This window comes from Amycolatopsis sp. NPDC004169 (genome assembly GCF_040610315.1).
GTDB lineage: Bacteria > Actinomycetota > Actinomycetes > Mycobacteriales > Pseudonocardiaceae > Amycolatopsis.
The window spans coordinates 147,587-165,383 of record NZ_JBEXMD010000020.1; the positions used below are offsets into that span (position 1 = coordinate 147,587).

A 17,797-nucleotide genomic window follows, 5' to 3' on the forward strand; every position below is an offset into this window, starting at 1 on the left:
CGTGCTGACCTCATCCGCCGCGCCGCTGGACCTGCTGGCGGCGCGGGACCAGATGGCCATTTCGCTGGGCTGGCACATCATCCTCGCCTGCCTGGGCGTCGGGATGCCCGCGCTGACGCTGTTCGCGGAGTGGCGCGGGCTGCGCACCGGGGACGAGGCCTACCTCGTCCTGGCCCGGCGGTGGGCCAAGGCGATGGGCGTGCTGTTCGCCGTCGGGGCGGTGTCGGGCACGATCCTCAGCTTCGAGATGGGCATCCTGTGGCCCGGCCTGATGGGCACCTACGGCCAGGTGATCGGCCTGCCGTTCACCATGGAGGGCATCGCGTTCTTCGTCGAAGCGATCTTCCTGGGGATTTACCTTTACGCCTGGGACCGCCTCCCGCCGCGGCGGCACCTGCTCGCCGGCGTCCCCATCGTCGTCGCCGGGGTCGCGTCGGCGTTCTTCGTGGTGAGCGCGAACGCCTGGATGAACCAGCCGCGCGGGTTCGACCTCGACGCCGGCCGGGTCACCGGCGTCGACCCGTGGGCGGCGATGTTCAACCCGGCGACCCCGCCGGAGACGATCCACATGATCCTCGCCGCGTTCATGGTCAGCGGCTACCTGATCAGCAGCGTCTACGCGGTGGGCATGCTGCGCGGGCGGCGCGACCGCCACCACCGGCTCGGCCTGCTGATCCCCTTGACGTTCGCCGCGGTGCTCACCCCGCTGCAGATCGCCGCGGGCGACTACGCCGCGCGGTTCCTGGCCGGCAACCAGCCCGCCAAGCTCGCCGCGCTCGAAGGGGTCTACCGGACCGGCTCGCACGTCCCGCTGACCGTCGGCGGCGTACCGGTGGGCGACGAACTGCGCTACGGCCTGGAAGTCCCGAACGGGTTGTCGCTGCTGGTGGGGGACAGCCCGGGCACGGTGATCACCGGGCTCGACCGGACGCCGGTGGCCGACCGGCCCCCGGTGGCGATCGTGCACCTGTCCTTCGACGTGATGGTCGGCATCGGGTTCGCGCTCCTCGCGCTCGGTGCCTGGCTGGCGCTGGTGTGGTGGCGTCGCCGGGACGTGCCGCGTCCGCGGTGGTTCCTGCGCGCGGTCGCGGTCAGCGGCGTCGCCGCCTGCTGCGCGCTGGAGGCCGGGTGGGTGACCACCGAGGTCGGGCGCCAGCCCTGGATCGTCTGGGGCCACCTGCGGACGGCCGATGCCGTGAACCCCGCGCCGGGCCTGCTGATCGGGCTGATCGTCGTGCTCGCGGTGTACGTCGTGCTGACGATCGGGACGGTGTACGTGCTGCGCCGGATGGCCCGCACCGACCGGCGCACGGCACCGCAGGAAGCGGGGACGCCGTCATGACCCTGGCCGACTGGTCCGTCGCCGTCCTCTGGGTCGGGCTGACGCTGTACGTGCTCCTCGCCGGGGCGGACTTCGGCGCCGGGTTCTGGGACCTGTTCGCGGGTGGCCCGGAGCGGGGGAGGGACCAGCGGGAGCTGCTGGAGCACGCGATCGGGCCGGTGTGGGAAGCGAACCACGTGTGGCTGATCTTCGTGCTCGTCACGCTGTGGAGCGCGTTCCCGCCGGCGTTCGCCGCCGTGATGTCCACTTTGTACATTCCGCTGACGCTCGTGGCGCTCGGGATCATCATCCGCGGCGCGGCGTTCGCCTTCCGCAAGGCCAGCGACACCCTGGCCCTGCAGCGGCTCTTCGGGGCCGCGTTCGCCGTTTCCTCCGTGCTGACCCCGTTCTTCCTCGGCACGGTGGCCGGCGGCATCGCCTCGGGCCGGGTCCCGATCGTGATCGCCGGCGGCGATTTGCTGACGAGCTGGCTGAACCCGACGTCCGTGCTGGGCGGCGTCCTCGCGGTCGGCGCGGCGGCGTACCTGGCCGCGACCTACCTCTGCGCCGACGCCCGGCGCGCCGGGAATCCCCGCCTCGCCGAGGCGTTCCGCCGCCGGGCCCTGGTGACCGGGCTCGCGCTGGGGGTGATCGCGGCGGCCGGGATCCCGGTGCTGGCCACCGACGCCCCGCGGCTGTTCGACGGCCTGACCCACCGCGGCCTCCCGGTCATCGTCGTCTCGGCGCTGTCGGGCGCGGTGTCACTGGTGTTGCTGCTGCGCCGCCGGTACCTGGCGGTGCGGATCACGGCGGCGCTCGCGGTGGGGACCCTGCTCTGGGGCTGGGCCGCCGGGCAGTACCCGTACCTGCTGGAACCGGACGTCACGATCGCCGAAGGCGCGGCCACCCCGGCGGTGCTGTCGGCGACGCTCACCGTCCTGGGCATCGGGGCGCTCGTGCTCGTGCCGTCCCTGTGGTGGTTGTTCAGCCTGTTCCAACGTCCCGCCGAAAGGAGCGTGCCGGAATGGCGACGCGCATCGTGACCACCAGCCGCCCGATGACGGCCGACGCCGACATCGTCCTCAACACCGCATCCGACGCCACCCGCGCGAAGGCGTGGCTGCCGGGCCACGTCGGCGACATCGCGTTGCGTGCCGCCGAGGGCCGGGTGGAGTGGCGTGCGGCCGGTCGCGACGGCCTCGCCGGCCGGCTGCGGGTGATCGGCAGCGGGACCGGGGCCAGCGAGGCGGAGCTGGAGGTGGAGGTCGACGAGTCGGCCGACCCCGCCGAGGTCCGTGAGACCCTCGACGGGGCCCTTCGCGCCCTGGCGGCCGAGGTGGACCAGAACTTCAACGTCAGCTGACGGCCCGTGTGAGGGTGGGAGCAGCGCACCCTGGTCGCCCCCGGCCGGCTCCGGGGACGCTGGAGGCATGGACGACGAACGGACTCCCGTCATCGGGATGTGGGTGACCGCCGACGGTCACATCCGCCAGGAACTGCGACCCGACGGCCGTTACGACGAGGCTCGAGGACGCACGAAGAGCGCGTACACGGGCAGCTACACGGTCACGGGCAACCACATCGACTACGTCGACGACACCGGTTTCACCGCCACCGGCGACCTCCGCGACGGCGTGCTGTACCACGAGCACCTCGTCCTCTACCGCGAGGAGAGCTGAGCCGCCGGAGGTGAGGTCACCACCGGGAGCGGCGCGACGAGCGTGTCGCCGCGCCGCTCCGAGGTGAAGCGCTGCTGGTCTTCGCAAGGGCTTCAGGTCAACGTGGTGGCTTCGACGATCAACGGCTGCGCCGGCGGGCAGACCGCAGCCGAGATGACCCCTGCCGCGCCTTCCTGAACGCTGACCCAGACCGGGCCTTGGACGAGTGCCGTCCACGGTGAACCGGGGGAGCTCTTGCAGCCGATGAGGACCTTGAAATGACCGGTGCCTCCCCAGCACCTGGTCCAGGAGCTCCGCAGCACGTAGTCGATGTTCGCGGCGGCGTTCGTGCACGCTGTCGGCGCGGCGGAGGCCGGCGTCGCGGAGTTCACCGCCAATCCGGCGGCGGCCAGGGGAAGCAGGACTGCTGCGACCCCGGCTCGTCTGATGGTGCGTCCCATTCCGGTGGCCCCTTTCTGTGCGGATCAGAGGTTGACGAACAGCCAGTAGGGTTGGTCGTCGACGGGAACGTACGAGCACGTGTAGTCGGACCAGGCACCGCCGAGGACCCCCAGCGCGCCAGTGTTGTTGCACGTTCGCGAGCTCGCGTAGGACTGCCAGAAAACCCACTGCTTGGCCGCCGTCTTCGCCGCTGCCGGTGATGTCCCGGCAGCGGGCACGGCCGACGCCGGCGCGACTCCCACGGCAATGGACAAGGCGACGGGCGCCGCCAGAACCGCAATCGATCTCGCTATGGCGCGCATCTGCAGATCTCCCCTCGTGAATGCGCTTGCTGGGCCTTTCCCAGTTTCTGCCGCGCGGTTCACCCTGTCGTCAGCACCGGGCGCACAGTCGTACGCACCCAGCGCACATTGACAGGTCTCGCTACCCTGGAAGCGCATCGGGGGAAGCGGGAGCCATGCTCACTGTGTTCGACAGTGCCACGATTGCCGCACGAGACCGCCTGGAGGCTTGGCGGAATGTCACCGCTGCCTCACTGATTTCCACGGTGCTCGACATCCCGGACCCGGAAGTGTTCACCGCCCGCCTCCGTGCCATGCCGCTCGGCAAAGCACAGATCTCTTCCATGACCTACACATCACTGTTTTCGCGGCGATCGCCGAGGGAAATCCGCCGGTCCGACCCCGAGTACGTCCAAATCGCGCTGACCCGGGCCGGCCGCCAGGGCATCGAGCAGAACAACGCCAGTGCACTGCTGGGTCCCGGTGGCCTCGTCGTCTACGACAGCTCCATGCCGTTCGAGGCGGTGGTCGACAGCGGGACCTCGGCGGTGGACATGGTGCAACTGCAGTTCCCCAGGAAACTGGTTCCCCTGCCCGCCCGTCAAGTCGCCGATCTCTGCGCCGTTCCGCTGCCCGGAACCGAAGGTGTCGGCCGCGTACTCGCTGCCTTCCTCACCGCTGTGGCCGACGGCCACGCCTGCTGCACCGCACGCGACGCACAGCGCCTGGAGACCATCGCGGTGGACCTCACGACCGCTGTGCTCGCCCACCACCTGGACCGGGACAACCCGCCGCTGCGCTCCCACACGCACGTCCTCTACCTGCGCATCATCGCCTTCGTCGAAGAGCACCTGCACCACCCGGAGCTGCGTCCCGCCACGATCGCCGCCGCCCACCGGATCTCCCCGCGCTACCTGCACCGCATCTTCCAGCAGCACCACCCGGTCAGCGTCGCCGCCCACATCCGGACCCGTCGCCTGGACCGGGCCTGCCGCGATTTGGCCGACCCGTGCCTCGACCACGTCACCATCGCGGCCATCGCCCGCCGCTGGGGTTTCTCCCGCCCAGCCGACTTCAGCCGCGCCTTCCACCGCCACACCGGCATCCCGCCCCGCGACTATCGCAACGGCAGACTGGAGGAGGCGCAGTCCGTGGGCGGTCCGGCCACGGACTGACCCCGGGTCGGGGAACCCGGAAGCGGCGTCGTGGCAAAGAGGGGGCATGACGTCGTTGCGTTCTGTGGGAGACAGCGATCCGCCCGTCGTGGGCTCGGACGCCGAGCTGGTGACCGGGGATGCCGAGCAGTTCGGGCTGTTGTTCGATCGCTACGCCGGGGCGCTGCACCGGTACTGCGCCGGCCGGGTCGGGGCCGAGGTGGCGGAGGACGTTGTCGCCGACGTGTTCTGCGTGGCCTTCAAGCAGCGGGACCGGTATGACGCCGACCGGGCGAACGCCCTGCCCTGGCTGTACGGGATCGCCACCAACCTGCTGCGGCGGCGGTGGCGGCAGGAGGCGGCCCGGTACCGCGCCATGGCGAAGGCCGTGCCGCCCCTCGCCGGGGGTGATGAACCCGCCCTGCGGGCTGTCGAGCGGACCCATGCCGCCGAATACGTCCGGCTGATCACCTCGGCTCTCGGGCAGATGCCGCGCCGGCAGCGGGACGTGCTCCTGCTCTTCGCGTTGGCGGACCTCGACTACGGCGAGATCGCCACCGCGCTCGCGATCCCGGTCGGGACCGTGCGCTCCGCGCTGCACCGGGCCAGGAAACGGCTGCGTGACGTCCTTCCCGCCCACGCCGACACCTCCCAGGAGATGACCTCATGACCACCCGGCAGGCACCGGACGACCAGCACGAAATCACCCTGCTCCGGTCCGTCCTCGACACCCCCGCCCCGGACAGCGCCAGCCTCGCCAGGATGCGCGCCAAAGCCTTCCGGCCGAAGCCGGCGCCCCGCCACCGCGGGCGCCTGGTGCTCGCCGCCGCGGCGGTCACGCTGGTCGCGGGCCTGGGCGTCACCCTCGCCGTGCAGCCGACCGGCGGCGGCCCGACCGCACAGCCGACCGGCGGTGGCCCGACCGCGCTTCCGGCCGGCGGGGATCCGGCCCGTCCCGCCCCGCTCGTCGGCGCGGACACCCCGGCTCGCGAGGCGCTGATCACGCTCGCCGCGCACACCGGCGACCTCCGCCCGCTGGCGGTCCGGCCCGGCCAGTTCGTCTACTCGCACCTGCGTGGCCAGGTGGTGACCGGGATCCCGGTGGGCGCGGACGGCGAGGCCCAGGTGGTCTCGGAGAACGAGACCAAGGCGTGGTTCGCCGCGGACGGGCTGCAGACGGTGCGCATGGAGCTGACGACCGGCCTCGACGCCCACCCGTCGACGGACGCGGACGCGCGCAAACTCGCCGACCACGGCAAGTCCCTGCCCAAGCCGCACACGCAGGTGTACCCGAACCCGAACGGCGATCCGAAGGAACAACTGCCGGTCGCCCAGCCGAAGGAACCGGGCGTCGACCACCCCACGCTGTCCTGGGTGGCGAGCCTGCCCACCGACCCGGAGCGGCTGCTTGCGGTGTTCCGGGCCGCCGCGGGCACGAGCACCAAGCACGACGCCGACTACCTGACCTTCAAGACCGCCGCCGGCTTCGCCGCCCGTGCCGACGCGCTGCTCACGCCGGCGGTCCGCACGGCGTTGTACCGGGCCATCGCCTTGCTGCCGGGCATCGAGCGGGTCCCGGGCCAGGTCGACCTGACCGGCCGCGCCGGCGTGGCCATCGGGCGGAACGGGGAAGGCTTCCGCTCCGAGCTCATCCTCGACCCGGTGACGTCCCGGGTGATCGGCACCAGGATGGTCGCGACGGGCGGGGCCGGCTGGCCGGCGGGGACGGTGATCGCCTGGTCCAGCACCGACCAGGTGGTCGTCGACGCGGTGGGGGCGACCTCGTGAGGCGTCCGGGCAGGCGACGCTCCGCGGTGCTGGCCGTCGTCGCGCTCGCCGCCGTGGTCTCGCCACCGGCCGCGAACGCCGTCGCCGTCGCCGCACCGGCGCGGGCGGCCGGGAAGACCGTCACCCTCGTGACCGGCGACCGGGTGACGCTCACCGGCCGGGACGACGTCCGGGTGCGGCCCGCGCCGGGCCGGGAGCACGTCGGTTTCGAGCAGCGGATCGACGAGAACGGCCACAGCGTCGTGGTGCCGCACGACGTCGCGGCGCTCGTCGCGGGCGGACAGCTCGACCCGCGGCTGTTCGACGTCTCGGCACTGGTCGAGGCCGGCTACCACGACGAAGCCCGGCGGGACCTGCCGCTGGTGGTCACCCGCACCGGCGCCGGACGGCTCGCGGCCGTCGCCGGCGGCCGCGAGCTGCCCGGCGCCGGAGCCACCGCCATCCGCCCGGCCAAGGACGCGCTGTCGTCGGTGTGGGCCGCGCTCGACGCCGGGGGCGGGACGACGCTGTCGCCCGGGGTCCGGCGGGTGGCGCTCGACGGCCCGGTGCACGTCGACCTGGACCACAGCGTGCCGCAGATCGGGGCGCCGCAGGCCTGGCAGGCCGGGTACACCGGCCGCGGGACGACCGTCGCCGTCCTCGACACCGGCATCGACGCCACGCACCCGGACCTCGCCGACGCGGTGGCCGGGACCAGGGACTTCACCGGGAGCCCCGGCGGCAGCGACGACCGGACCGGGCACGGTACGCACGTCGCGTCGATCATCACGGGCAGCGGAGCGGCGTCGGACGGCCGGTTCCGGGGCGTCGCACCCGACACCCGGCTCCTGGTGGGGAAGGTGCTCGACGACCACGGCGACGGCACCGAATCGTCGGTCGTCGAGGGTATGGAGTGGGCGGTGGCGCAGGGGGCCGACGTCATCGCGATGAGCCTGAGCGGGGCGGTGGCCGGCGGCAAGGACCCGGGCGTGGACCTCCTGTCGGAGGCGGTGAACCGGCTCACCGCGCAGTCGGGCGCCCTGTTCGTGGTCTCCGCCGGGAACCGCGGCCCGCGCGCCGGGTCGGTCGGCAGCCCCGGCGTCGCGGACGCCGCGCTGACGGTCGGGGCGGTCGACGGCGACGACGCGCCGGCCGAGTTCTCCGGCCGCGGCCCGCGCGCCAGCGACGGCGCGATCAAGCCGGACCTCACCGCGCCGGGGGTGGGCATCGTCGCCGCCCGCGCGAAGAACGGGTCCCTCGGGACGCCGGTCGACGCCGGGTACACGGCCATGTCCGGCACGTCGATGTCGGCACCGCACGTGGCCGGCGCGGCGGCGATCCTCGCCGGGATGCACCCGGACTGGGACGCGGCGCGGCTGAAGGCCGCGCTGATGGGCAGCGCCGCGCCCCGCGACGGGCTGACGGTGTACGAACAGGGCGCCGGCCGGGTCGACGTCGCCAGGGCGGTCGGCCAGCCCGTGCTGGCCACCCCGGCGAGCGTGTCCCTCGGCGAGGCCCGGTGGCCGCACGAGGACGACGCACCGATCCCGACGGTCCTGACCTACCGGAACACCGGCACCACCCCGGTCACCCTGGACCTGGCCGTGGCCGTGCGGGACGCGGCCGGGAACCCGGCGCCCGCCGGGATGTTCACCGTGGCGCCGCGCACCATCGAGGTCCCCGCGGGTGGTCAGGCCACCGCGACACTGACCGCGGACACCGCGGTCGACGGCCCGGACGGCACCTACGGCGGCACGGTCGTCGCCACCGGCGGCGGGAACGTGGTCCGCACCCCGCTCGGCCTCCAGCGGGAGGCCGAGCGCCACGACGTCGAGCTCGGCTTCCGCGACTGGCAGGGAAACCCCGCGCAGCTCGCCGACTACCGCTTCGTCGGCCTCGACCAGCCCTCGGCGTACCTGGCCACCGTGACGACCGGGTCCGCCGTCGTCCGGCTGCCACCCGGCCGGTACTTCTTCCACGCCACCGTCCTCGGCCGCAACGCCGGCAACGAGCTGATCCGGGCGCTGTTCGCCGAACCGGAGATCACCGTCACCGGGGACACGAGGATGGCCGTCGACGCCCGGGACGCCCAACCCGTCGGCATGCGGGTCGACCGGCCGGACGCCGGCGACTCCGAGACGATCCAGTCGTTCCTGCGCACGACTTCCTCCGGCGAGACGGGCTTCCGCACCTTCGGTTCGTTCGACAAGGTGTGGGTGCGTCCCTCGGCCACCAGCGCACCCGGGTTCACGTTCACCGCGGAGGGGCTGTTCGCCCGGCGCGACGGGCAGGGCGGCTTCACCGGCAGTCCGTACCTGTACCACCTCCGGTGGGCCGAGCGGGGCCGCGTGCCGGCCGAGCTCGTGCGGCACTTCGCCGACCGCGACCTCGCCACCGTCCGGTCGACGCACGCCGCGAGCGGCAGCGGGGAAACCGGCGAACGCGATTACACGGTGCGGGCGCCCCTTCCGTTCACGCTCCAGGAGTTCTACAGCCCCGGCACGCCCTGGGAGCGCTTCTTGGGCAAGCCCGCGGAAAAGCCGCAGTACGAGTGGTCCACGCAGACCGTGCCGAGGACGTTCCGGCGGGACGAGTCCGTGGCCGAGCACTGGAACGCCGGGGTGATCGGGCCGGCCTTCCCGCCGTATCCCGGTTCGTCGGCGGAATGGGCGGGCCGGACCGGTGACACGGTGCACTTCGACCTGTCGCCGTTCAGCGACCCGTCGTCCGGCCACTATGGACAGTCGGTGACGGACTCCGCCGAAACCGTGCTGTACCGGGGAGACGAGCGGATCGGCAGCCGGCCGTGGGTGGGCTACCACGAGTTCGACGTGCCACCGGCGGAGAGCCCGTACCGGCTGCACAGCGAGGCGGAGCGGAGCGGCTCGGCCGAGCTGTCCACGAAGGTCGTCGCGGACTGGACGTTCCGCTCGGGCACCGTGCCGGGCACCCGGGTGCAGCCCGTCCCGATGATGGCCGTGCGCTTCACGCCGCGGCTGGACGACCGCAACCGCGCGCCAAGCGGTGTCCCGTTCCTCGTTCCGGTGCGGGTGGAGCACACCGACGAGCACGCCCGCATCACGTCGTTGACGGTCCGGGTGTCCTACGACGACGGCGGCACCTGGCAGGCCGTGCCGGTGCTGCGCAGCGGCGGGGAGTGGCTCGCCGGCCTGCGGCACCCCGCCGGGGCCGCCTTCGTGTCGCTGCGGGCCACCGCGACCGACGGTGCGGGCGACACCGTCGACCAGACGATCATCCGGGGGTACCGGCTGAAGTAGCACCCCCGACGCGCGCGGCAGCCGTTCGCCCACGGGCGAACGGCTGCCCGCCCCGAACCGGTCAGGCCGTGAAGCCGCCGTCCACCGGGAGGATGACTCCGCTGAGGTGGCTCGCCCGGTCGCTCAGCAGGAACGCCGCCGTCGAGCCGACTTCCGTGCCCGTGCCCGCTTTGCGCAACGGCGTCGCCGCGATGCGGGCTTCCACCCCACCCGGGATGGTGCGGCGCAGCTCGTCCAGCATCGGGGTCTCCGTCGGGCCGGGGGCGAGCGCGTTGACCCGGATGCCCAGTGGCCCGAAGTCGTGGGCGGCCGTGCGGGTCAGGCCGATCACCGCGTGCTTCGTCGCCTGGTAGGCGCCCATGCCCGGGCTTCCCCGCAGGCCGCCGATGCTGCTCACGTTCACGATCGAGCCGGCGCCCTGGCCCTCCATCGCCGCGACCTCCGCGCGCAGGCACAGCCAGGTGCCCTTCACGTTCACCGCCATGATCCGGTCGAAGTCCGCTTCGGACACCCGGTCGAGCCGTCCGCCGCCGCCCATCGCCGCGTTGTTGAACGCGCCGTCCAGGCGGCCGAAGCGCGAGACCGTCGCCGCCACGAAACCGTCCACATCGGACGCCGACGAGACGTCGCCCGTCGTGTACGCGACGTCGTGGTCGGAAAGCTCGGCGGCCAGTTTGGCCAACGGCTCTTCGTGCCGGGCCACCAGCATCACCGAAGCACCGTCCGCAGCGAACACGCGCGCCGCGTCCGCGCCGATGCCCGAACCGGCCCCGACGACCAGGACCACCTTTCCGGTCAGCAAGCTCATGCGTTTCCTCCACGAAGTGCCAGCATCGCGCGGGCGTCGGCGGGGGTGGCGACGGGTTTCCCGAGATCTTCCACCACCGCCCGGATCTTGCGGACCTGCTGGGCGTTGCTCTCCGCGAGCTTCCCCTTGCCGATCCACAGGCTGTCCTCCAGGCCGACCCGCACGTGCCCGCCGAGCCACGCGCTGTGCGTGCCGAAGCTCATCTGGTCGCGGCCGGCGGCGAACGCCGAGAACACGTAGTCGTCGCCGAAGAGCTTGTCCGCGATCCGCACCATGTGCTCGAGGTTCGCGTGGTCGGCGCCGATCCCGCCGAGGACGCCGAACACGCCCTGGATCAGCAACGGCGGTTTCGCCAGGCCGAGCTCGGCGAAGTACGCCAGCGAGTACAGGTGCCCGATGTCGTAGCACTCGTACTCGAACCGGGTCCCGGACTCGCCGAGCGTCCGCAGCGTGTGCTCGATCTTGTCGAAGGTGTTCACGAACGGCTTCGAGTAGGTGTTGAGCACGTACGGCTTTTCCCAGCCGTGCTTCCACTCGGTCACCTTGCCGGCGATGCCGGAGTAGACGAAGTTCATCGACCCCATGTTCAGCGACGCCAGCTCCGGCCGCAGCCGGTAGGCGGCGGCGAGCCGCTCGTCCATCGTCATCGAGGACGCGCCGCCGGTGGTGATGTTGATGACGGCGTCGGACTCCGCGGTGATCCGCCCGACGATCTTCTCGAACACACCGGGATCGGGCGTCGGCCGCCCGTCCGGCTCCCGGGCGTGCAGGTGCACGACGGCCGACCCCGCCTCGACGGCCTCCAGCGCGGCGTCGGCGACTTCGTCGGCGGACAAGGGCAGGTACGGGCTCTGCGACGGGATGTTCACCGAGCCGGTGATCGCGGTGGTGATGATGACTTTTTCGGCCGTGCGCATCAATCCTCCTGGGGCGCGAGCGCCCGGTAGGCGTCGAGCTTCGCGTCGTCGAGCGGGCCGGCCAGGCTCAAGGCCACTTGCGTCGCGCCCGCGTCGTACTGCGCCTGCACCGCCGCGCGCACCTGGTCGGGCGGGCCGTGCGCGACGAGCGCGTCGAGCAGCCGGTCGGACCCCGGCGGCGCGAGGTCCTCATCGGTGAAGCCCAGCCGGGTCAGCTTCGCGAGCTGGTGGGGGAGCGTCAGGTAGTAGGCGAGCCGGTCGCGCGCGACCTCGCGGGCGGCGGCGCGCGTACGGCCCACCACGGCCCACTGGACCACCGACAGGAACAGGTCCGGGCCGACCGTCTCCCGCGCCCACCGGGTGTGCTCCGGCGTGACGAGGAAGGTGATCAGCCCGTCGGCGCGCTCGGCCGCGAGCCGGGTGATCCCGGCCGAGTACGCGCCGAGGACCCGCGGCACGCCGTGTGCCACCTTGTCGACGCCGTCGAGGTACTCCCGCAGGAACGGCAGCGGTCCGACCCCGCGTTCCCGGACCGCTCCGCTGACCCCGAGCCCCAGCACGTACCGCCCGGGGTACCCGGCGGCGAGGTCCCGGGCCGCCGAGCCCGCCGACTTCGGCACGCGCTCGAGGGCCCGGGCGACGCCGTTGCCGACGATCAACCGCTCGGTGGCGGAAAGGACCAGCGCCGCGGTCGTGAACGCCTCGCGGCCGGTGACCTCGGGAATCCACACCATCCGGTGGCCGAAGTCCTCGAGCGCCCGCACGAACCGGATGACCCCGTCGTGGTCGAGGCCGTCCAGCTCGGCGATCGACAACGCCGTGCGCGGCAGCGAGAGCGTCATGCGGTCGCGTCCCGGAACGCCGTGACCAGGCCTCGGGCGGCTTCGGCCAGCATCGTCGTGTCGTTGCCGAGCAGGACGAAGTCGCAGCCGTCCCGCACCGCCCGCGCGGCCTTCTCCGGCACCCCGCCGAACGCGAGCCCGCACTTCTTCCCGGCGTCGTGCGCGGCCGAGATCGCCGAGGCGATCAGGTCGAGCACGTCGGGGGACGCGGGCGTCGACCCCATCGACATCGACAGGTCGGCGGCCCCGACGAACACCGCGTCCACGGTGTCCAGCGCGAGCATCTCCGGCGCGGCCTTGATCGCCTCGACGCTTTCCAGCTGCGGGATGCACAGCACGTCGTCGTTGCCGGTGGCCAGGTACTCGGCGTTCGGCCGCAGCCCCCACGCCCCGGCCCGGCTGGTGCCGCCGGCGCCGCGGCCGCCGTGGGGCGGGAACCGGCACGCCCGCCCGACGGCCGCCGCCTCTTCGACGGTGTCCACGTGGGGCACCAGGATGCCCATTGCTCCGGCGTCGAGGATCTTCTGGATCGTCGACGGCGTCTTGTCCGGCACCCGCACCAGCGGCGTCATGCCGAGCGCGGCGGCGGTGTTGAGCAGCCGGTACGCCATCACCAGGTCCAGCGGCGCGTGTTCGAGGTCGACGACCACGAAGTCGAACCCGGCGAACGCCATGATCTCGGCCGGCTCGGTCGAAGCGATCTTCAGCCAGGTGCCCACGGGAGTGTGCGGGCGGGTGAACAAGCCGCCCCCGGTCCGCCCGGTCACGGCATCGGGTAGTCGTCGGCGTTCAGCACCCAGCCCGGTTTCCCCGAGAAGTCCGCGCGCGGCGGGCTGAAGATGTCGATCAGCTGGTTCACGCCCGGGCTGTTCGCTTCGGACGTGTGCACGGTCGGCGGCGGGATGATCGTCACCGACGGGCTCCCGATCCGCACGTGCTCGTCCTCGCGCCAGGTGGTGCGGTCGGGCAGCCACGGCGTGCGGATGTGGTGCACGTACTCCCCTTGCACCGCCAGGGAAAGCTGCTCGAAGTCGTCGTGGTGGTGCGGGGAGAGCCTGTGCGGGTCGCGCGGCCCGTCCTGCCGGGGCAGGAAGTTCACCATGAACGAGCGGGTCCGGAAGATCCGCCCGAACCGCTTCGGATCGTCCGGCACCGCCGACAGCGGGTAGAAGCGGACCCGCTCTTCGGCGGGCGCCGGCCAGCGCTCCAAGAGCGTGACGCGCGGGTGGTCCTGGGCGTAGGCGTCGGCGTTGGCGGGCTTGTCCCGCCACGCCGGTTCGGTCGCCTCGACCAGCCGGACGAGCGGGCCGTCGCCGTGGACGCCGATCCGCGACGCGCCCGGCGGGACGACGACGAGCCCGGGTTCGGTGATCCGGGTGGCGCCGTCGCCGGTCAGCACGGTGAAGGCGGGGGAGGCGTCGGTGACGACGACCGCCAGCTCGCCGTCCAGGGTGCCGTTGTCGAGGTCGTCGCCGTCGCGGGCGTCGGTGTGGATGAGGATGACGTTCTGCGCCCGCACGACCGGGGTCTCCCACAGGTCGAGGTACTGCGCGGGCGCGATCGCGTCGCCAGTGTCGGATCGAGCACTGTCGGGCCGGGCCGCGGTGGCCAGGCCGGAGCGGGGATCGTCCTTTTCGTACACGGTCAGTCCTTTCAGGCGTCGAGGTTCAGCAGGTACGCCGGGTTGTCCCGGACCATCCGCCGCAGGTCCTTCTCCGGCAGCCCGAGGTCGAGCAGCGCTTCGCCGACGCGCAGCCAGGCGTCGACCGGCTTCGGGTTGGCCTTCTGGCCGAAGTCCGAGGCCAGCACGGTGTGCTCCGGGCCGAGCGTCTCGATCCAGGTCAGCAGGTTCTTCGGGTCCCACTTCTGGGTGCCTTCGGGGTCGTACATGCCGACCTCGTGCTCGACGAACGCGCCGAGCTCGATCAGCTCGCGGCACAGGGCCGGGTCGGCGCCGATGACGAAGTCCGGGTGGCTGACGACCATCCGCTTCAGGCCGCGTTCGTGCGCCTCCTCGAACAGCTTCTTGATGTACTCGGGGTACATGTGCCCGCCGTTGAGGACGGCCTGCTGTTCCTTGATCTCGTCGAGGATCTCGATCACTTCGGGCTTGAGCGCGCCTTCGCCGTCGACGATGTCGATGCGCTCGAGCGTCAGCGGGACGGTGGTGGTCGGGAAGGCACCGTCCTCCGGGTGGCAGTCGATGTGCCTGCCGGAGGAGATGGTCGGGAACCAGACGACCTTGCCGCCCATGCGCAGGGTCATGCGCACGGCGTGGACGTTGAGCCCGCCGACGGTGCTGTTGAGCGCGATGCCGCCGAAGACCTGCGCCTCGACCTCGGCGAGCCTGCCCGCCATCGCGAGGACGTCCATCTGGGTGTTGTGGTGGTGGGACTTGGCGACCATGGCGCGCATCCCGATCCGGACGCCGTCCCGCGCGGCCTCGACGTGGTCGAACCGCCGGGGGAACGGGCTGGGGCCGGAGTGGACGTGCATGTCGGCCAGGCCGTCCAGGACGGAGGCGATGGCGGGGCGCGGGCTCATGAGCGGCCTTCCGTTCGCATTATGAAGTCGAAGTTCACTATAAGACCGCCTGTCAACCCTGTGACCGCTCTTGTGTCGCGACGGGTGCGTATTTAGAGTGGCTGACGTTCACTTTGTGAACATCCAGTTCGGAGCAACGGAGGACGACGATGTCCACACCGCCCAGCGCCGCAGGGACGGCCGCCCGTCCCGGTACCCCGCACGGCCCGGACGCGGCCAAGGTGCGTGCCGCGATCCGCGGCGGGACGCTCGCCTACTTCGTCGACCAGTTCGACATCTACCTGCCGATCGTCGTGCTGGCCCCGGCCGCGGCGTACTTCCAGGCGGCCAACCTCAGCGCGAGCACGACCGCGCTGCTGGCGTCCCTGGTGTTCGCCTCGACGCTGATCGGCCGTCCGCTCGGCGCGATCGTCTTCGGCCACTTCGCCGACACGGTCGGGCGCAAGCGGACGACGCTGGTCGCCGTCGGCGGGTTCGGCCTCATCACGCTGCTGACCGCGTGCCTGCCCGGGCACGAGACGATCGGGATGTGGTCGGTCGGCATCCTCATCGCCCTGCGGTTCGTCGACGGCATCTTCCTCGGCGGCGAGTACACGACGGCGGTGCCACTGGCGATGGAGTGGAGCCCGAAGCACAAGCGCGGCCTCTACGCCTCGATCATCACCTCGACCTCACCTGCGGCGTACGCGGTGATCGCCGCGATCACGCTGCTGATGCTGCAGCTGCTGCCGTCGGCCGGCCTGCACAGCGCGTACGTCCAGTGGGGCTGGCGGATCCCGTTCTTCGTCGGGGCGGCGCTGGCGGCGGTGCTGTTCCGCTACTACCGCAAGCAGGTCCACGAGCCGCCGGCCCGGCTGACCGGCGAGAAGCACAAGCTGCCGTTCCTCCGGCTGGTGAAGAAGTACCCGCGGGCGCTGGGCCAGGTGTTCGTCCTGATGACGGGTACGTGGCTGGCGACCAACATGGAGGCCGCCGTGACGCCCGCGCAGCTGAAGGCCCACCTGGACCTGTCGAGCAAGGAGGTCACCGCGACCATGCTCGTGATCAACGCGGCCGCCGCGCTGTCCTACCCGGTGTTCGGGGTGCTGTCCCAGCGCATCGGCCGCCGCCGGTTCTACATCGGCTACGGCCTGGCGATGGTCGTGCTCGGCGCGGGTTCGTACACGCTGCTGATGGCCTCGGACGGCGGTTTCGGCGCGGCGCTCGGTTTCGGCGTGCTCATCGGGGTGTTCACGGTCGGCACGTTCGGCCCGATCGCGGCGTACCTGACCGAGCGGTTCCCGGCGAGCATCCGCTCGACCGGCTACGGCGTCGGTTACAGCCTCGCGCTGATCGCCCCGGCGTTCTACCAGTTCTATCTGCAGCGGTTCGACGGGCTCGTGCCGGCGCACCTGGCCCCGGGAGTGCTGATCGTGCTCGCCGGTCTGCTGATCAGCCTCGGCGGTTTCCTCGGCCCGGAGACCAAGGACGTCGACATGTCCGACGACAGCACGATCCCGGCACTGTCCTGAACGAGCACTGTCCTGAATGGAGCGTCCCTACCCGGCCCGCTCGATGTCGTCGGGCCGGTAGTGGCCGCCCAGCTCGTGGGTGAGCTCGCGGGCGGTGTCGACCACGACCCGCAGCTCCGGCGAGTCGTCGCCCATCGACAGGGTGTTGTCCGGGCCCACGATCGCGATCGTGGCGCAGATGCCGTACTCGTCGAAGACCGGCGCGGCCACCGCGACGATGCCGGGCGTGCTCATCGCGGAGCAGTGACCGGCCGCGCGCACGCGTTCGACGTCGGCGCGCAGCTCGTCGCGCGCCGGGCCGGACAGGGTGCCGATCAGCCGCTCCATCGACAGCTGGTCGGCGTGGTAGGCGAGGAACACCTTGCTCTGCGCGGTGTCCAGCGGCAGGTGGCTGCCGACCCGCACGGACACGATGACGATGGTCGAGGCGTTCTCCTCGACCCGCGAGACCACCGGGCCGGTGAGCCCCCAGAGGCTGAGCACGACGCTGGTCTGCGTGGCGCGCGAGAGCGCCTGCATGTGCCGCGGCGCGAGGTTGACGACCCGGCGGTGCCCGATCGCGAACGCGCCCAGCTGCAGCAGCAGCCCGCCGGGCACGTAACCGCCGTCGGCGCTGCGCTCCAGCAGCCCGGCCGCGACGAGCGAGGTGCAGTACCGGTACGCCGTGGTGCGGTTGAGGCCGAGCCGCTCGGCGACCTCCCCGGCGGTCAGCTCGGGGGTCGCCGGGTCGAACAGCGAGAGGATCTGGCTGACCCGGCTCACCGCCTGGATGTCCGCCTGGTCCGCGCGGGCCTCCGGGGACCGCGTCGGTTTGGTCACGGGGTGCCTCCGCCGGAAGTCTGGAATCACTGTTCACTTCGTGAACACGGATCTCAGGCTACACGGACCGCGCCGGTTTGCCGGTCGCCGCCACGACCATGGAGTGATCCGGCGGTGGCGACGACCGGCGGACGCCGCCGCTTTCGGCGTCCCCGGCGGCGGATCCGGTGGACCCGCCGCCAGACTGCGTTCGCTGCGCGGACAGCGAAGGACGGTCACCCCGGACTCCAGGAGGTGCGGGAGTCCGAGGCGACCGTCCGGTGCCGGCCACCCGTCGGTGGCGCGCTGGTGTTACTTGTTGGTGCCCGGGGTCAGCACCTTGTCGATCACGAAGACGGTGGCGTTCTTGGTGGGGATGTTGCCGCACAGGATCTTCGCGCCGTTGATCGTCATGTTCTCGCCCGAGCCCTCGATCTTCACCGGGCCGCCGGCGGT

General features: G+C 72.1%; 19 protein-coding genes. 9 read left to right on the plus strand and 10 right to left on the minus strand.

Annotated features, from left to right (window positions below):
- Position 1: 1 nt before the first annotated feature.
- The 4 genes from ABZX11_RS26220 (at position 2) to ABZX11_RS26235 (ending at position 3,000) form a co-directional block, all read left to right on the plus strand.
- Positions 2-1,342, plus strand: coding sequence for a cytochrome ubiquinol oxidase subunit I (locus ABZX11_RS26220; protein ID WP_354917466.1), 1,341 nt, complete (start codon positions 2-4; stop codon positions 1,340-1,342).
- Positions 1,339-2,364, plus strand: coding sequence for a cytochrome d ubiquinol oxidase subunit II (locus tag ABZX11_RS26225; RefSeq protein WP_354917469.1), 1,026 nt, complete (start codon positions 1,339-1,341; stop codon positions 2,362-2,364). Before ABZX11_RS26220 ends, ABZX11_RS26225 begins: the two co-directional genes overlap by 4 nt.
- A complete protein-coding gene (locus tag ABZX11_RS26230) occupies positions 2,346-2,684 on the plus strand; it encodes a hypothetical protein (protein WP_176176953.1) in 339 nt (112 codons plus the stop codon). The genes ABZX11_RS26225 and ABZX11_RS26230 overlap by 19 nt, the downstream gene beginning before the upstream one ends.
- A gap of 67 nt (positions 2,685-2,751) precedes the next feature.
- Positions 2,752-3,000 (plus strand): Atu4866 domain-containing protein, encoded by a 249-nt coding sequence (locus ABZX11_RS26235; RefSeq protein WP_354917472.1) that lies wholly within the window; start codon positions 2,752-2,754, stop codon positions 2,998-3,000.
- A 92-nt stretch (positions 3,001-3,092) separates the two neighbouring features.
- Here the strand turns inward: ABZX11_RS26235 and ABZX11_RS26240 are convergent, their stop codons facing one another.
- Positions 3,093-3,440 carry a hypothetical protein gene (locus ABZX11_RS26240; RefSeq protein WP_354917475.1) on the minus strand — a complete coding sequence of 116 codons (348 nt, stop codon included), beginning with the start codon at positions 3,438-3,440 and terminating at the stop codon, positions 3,093-3,095.
- 24 nt (positions 3,441-3,464) lie between these two features.
- The gene (locus tag ABZX11_RS26245) at positions 3,465-3,743 is read right to left on the minus strand and encodes a hypothetical protein (protein WP_354917478.1); all 279 of its coding nucleotides are present in this window, start codon (positions 3,741-3,743) and stop codon (positions 3,465-3,467) included.
- A 155-nt stretch (positions 3,744-3,898) separates the two neighbouring features.
- On the opposite strand from ABZX11_RS26245, the gene ABZX11_RS26250 reads away from it, so the two are divergent.
- From ABZX11_RS26250 to ABZX11_RS26265, 4 genes are read left to right on the plus strand one after another with little or no spacing between them, the layout of a single operon-like run.
- Positions 3,899-4,897: a helix-turn-helix domain-containing protein gene (locus tag ABZX11_RS26250; protein WP_354917480.1), complete on the plus strand. Its 999-nt coding sequence runs from the start codon at positions 3,899-3,901 to the stop codon at positions 4,895-4,897.
- A gap of 46 nt (positions 4,898-4,943) precedes the next feature.
- Positions 4,944-5,546, plus strand: coding sequence for an RNA polymerase sigma factor (locus ABZX11_RS26255; protein ID WP_354917482.1), 603 nt, complete (start codon positions 4,944-4,946; stop codon positions 5,544-5,546).
- Positions 5,543-6,664 (plus strand): CU044_5270 family protein, encoded by a 1,122-nt coding sequence (locus tag ABZX11_RS26260; RefSeq protein ID WP_354917484.1) that lies wholly within the window; start codon positions 5,543-5,545, stop codon positions 6,662-6,664. The genes ABZX11_RS26255 and ABZX11_RS26260 overlap by 4 nt, the downstream gene beginning before the upstream one ends.
- Complete coding sequence (locus ABZX11_RS26265) at positions 6,661-9,921, plus strand: S8 family peptidase (protein WP_354917487.1); 3,261 nt, start codon at positions 6,661-6,663, stop codon at positions 9,919-9,921. Before ABZX11_RS26260 ends, ABZX11_RS26265 begins: the two co-directional genes overlap by 4 nt.
- Positions 9,922-9,982: 61 nt before the next feature.
- Here ABZX11_RS26265 and ABZX11_RS26270 read toward each other — a convergent pair whose 3' ends face one another.
- From ABZX11_RS26270 to ABZX11_RS26295, 6 genes are read right to left on the minus strand one after another with little or no spacing between them, the layout of a single operon-like run.
- The gene (locus tag ABZX11_RS26270; RefSeq protein ID WP_354917490.1) at positions 9,983-10,729 is read right to left on the minus strand and encodes a glucose 1-dehydrogenase; all 747 of its coding nucleotides are present in this window, start codon (positions 10,727-10,729) and stop codon (positions 9,983-9,985) included.
- The gene (locus ABZX11_RS26275) at positions 10,726-11,646 is read right to left on the minus strand and encodes a 3-keto-5-aminohexanoate cleavage protein (RefSeq protein ID WP_354917493.1); all 921 of its coding nucleotides are present in this window, start codon (positions 11,644-11,646) and stop codon (positions 10,726-10,728) included. The genes ABZX11_RS26270 and ABZX11_RS26275 overlap by 4 nt, the downstream gene beginning before the upstream one ends.
- Positions 11,646-12,488 (minus strand): LLM class flavin-dependent oxidoreductase, encoded by an 843-nt coding sequence (locus tag ABZX11_RS26280; protein ID WP_354917496.1) that lies wholly within the window; start codon positions 12,486-12,488, stop codon positions 11,646-11,648. The genes ABZX11_RS26275 and ABZX11_RS26280 overlap by 1 nt, the downstream gene beginning before the upstream one ends.
- Complete coding sequence (locus ABZX11_RS26285; protein WP_354917499.1) at positions 12,485-13,207, minus strand: aldolase/citrate lyase family protein; 723 nt, start codon at positions 13,205-13,207, stop codon at positions 12,485-12,487. The genes ABZX11_RS26280 and ABZX11_RS26285 overlap by 4 nt, the downstream gene beginning before the upstream one ends.
- 44 nt (positions 13,208-13,251) lie before the next feature.
- A complete protein-coding gene (locus ABZX11_RS26290) occupies positions 13,252-14,130 on the minus strand; it encodes a hypothetical protein (protein ID WP_354917502.1) in 879 nt (292 codons plus the stop codon).
- An 11-nt stretch (positions 14,131-14,141) separates the two neighbouring features.
- Complete coding sequence (locus ABZX11_RS26295) at positions 14,142-15,032, minus strand: DUF6282 family protein (protein WP_354917505.1); 891 nt, start codon at positions 15,030-15,032, stop codon at positions 14,142-14,144.
- Positions 15,033-15,181: 149 nt separating this feature from the next.
- Between ABZX11_RS26295 and ABZX11_RS26300 the strand changes: the two genes are divergently transcribed.
- Positions 15,182-16,543, plus strand: a complete 1,362-nt coding sequence (locus ABZX11_RS26300; protein WP_354917508.1) for an MFS transporter — start codon at positions 15,182-15,184, stop codon at positions 16,541-16,543.
- A gap of 27 nt (positions 16,544-16,570) precedes the next feature.
- On the opposite strand, the gene ABZX11_RS26305 is transcribed toward ABZX11_RS26300, so the two are convergent.
- The gene (locus ABZX11_RS26305; RefSeq protein ID WP_176176968.1) at positions 16,571-17,362 is read right to left on the minus strand and encodes an IclR family transcriptional regulator; all 792 of its coding nucleotides are present in this window, start codon (positions 17,360-17,362) and stop codon (positions 16,571-16,573) included.
- Between the two features lie 291 nt (positions 17,363-17,653).
- Positions 17,654-17,797, minus strand: a 144-nt coding sequence (locus ABZX11_RS26310; protein ID WP_354917149.1) for a fasciclin domain-containing protein, incomplete at its 5' end; no start/stop codon positions are given.

What these genes read in the sequence shown, in the direction of transcription:
- ABZX11_RS26225 (WP_354917469.1), top strand. Translation starts at nt 1,339, where the DNA reads ATGACCCTGGCCGACTGGTCCGTCGCCGTCCTCTGGGTCGGGCTGACG.
- ABZX11_RS26230 (WP_176176953.1), top strand. Translation starts at nt 2,346, where the DNA reads ATGGCGACGCGCATCGTGACCACCAGCCGCCCGATGACGGCCGACGCC.
- ABZX11_RS26235 (WP_354917472.1), top strand. Translation starts at nt 2,752, where the DNA reads ATGGACGACGAACGGACTCCCGTCATCGGGATGTGGGTGACCGCCGAC.
- ABZX11_RS26240 (WP_354917475.1), bottom strand. Translation starts at nt 3,440, where the DNA reads ATGGGACGCACCATCAGACGAGCCGGGGTCGCAGCAGTCCTGCTTCCC.
- ABZX11_RS26245 (WP_354917478.1), bottom strand. Translation starts at nt 3,743, where the DNA reads ATGCGCGCCATAGCGAGATCGATTGCGGTTCTGGCGGCGCCCGTCGCC.
- ABZX11_RS26250 (WP_354917480.1), top strand. Translation starts at nt 3,899, where the DNA reads ATGCTCACTGTGTTCGACAGTGCCACGATTGCCGCACGAGACCGCCTG.
- ABZX11_RS26255 (WP_354917482.1), top strand. Translation starts at nt 4,944, where the DNA reads ATGACGTCGTTGCGTTCTGTGGGAGACAGCGATCCGCCCGTCGTGGGC.
- ABZX11_RS26260 (WP_354917484.1), top strand. Translation starts at nt 5,543, where the DNA reads ATGACCACCCGGCAGGCACCGGACGACCAGCACGAAATCACCCTGCTC.
- ABZX11_RS26270 (WP_354917490.1), bottom strand. Translation starts at nt 10,729, where the DNA reads ATGAGCTTGCTGACCGGAAAGGTGGTCCTGGTCGTCGGGGCCGGTTCG.
- ABZX11_RS26275 (WP_354917493.1), bottom strand. Translation starts at nt 11,646, where the DNA reads ATGCGCACGGCCGAAAAAGTCATCATCACCACCGCGATCACCGGCTCG.
- ABZX11_RS26280 (WP_354917496.1), bottom strand. Translation starts at nt 12,488, where the DNA reads ATGACGCTCTCGCTGCCGCGCACGGCGTTGTCGATCGCCGAGCTGGAC.
- ABZX11_RS26295 (WP_354917505.1), bottom strand. Translation starts at nt 15,032, where the DNA reads ATGAGCCCGCGCCCCGCCATCGCCTCCGTCCTGGACGGCCTGGCCGAC.
- ABZX11_RS26300 (WP_354917508.1), top strand. Translation starts at nt 15,182, where the DNA reads ATGTCCACACCGCCCAGCGCCGCAGGGACGGCCGCCCGTCCCGGTACC.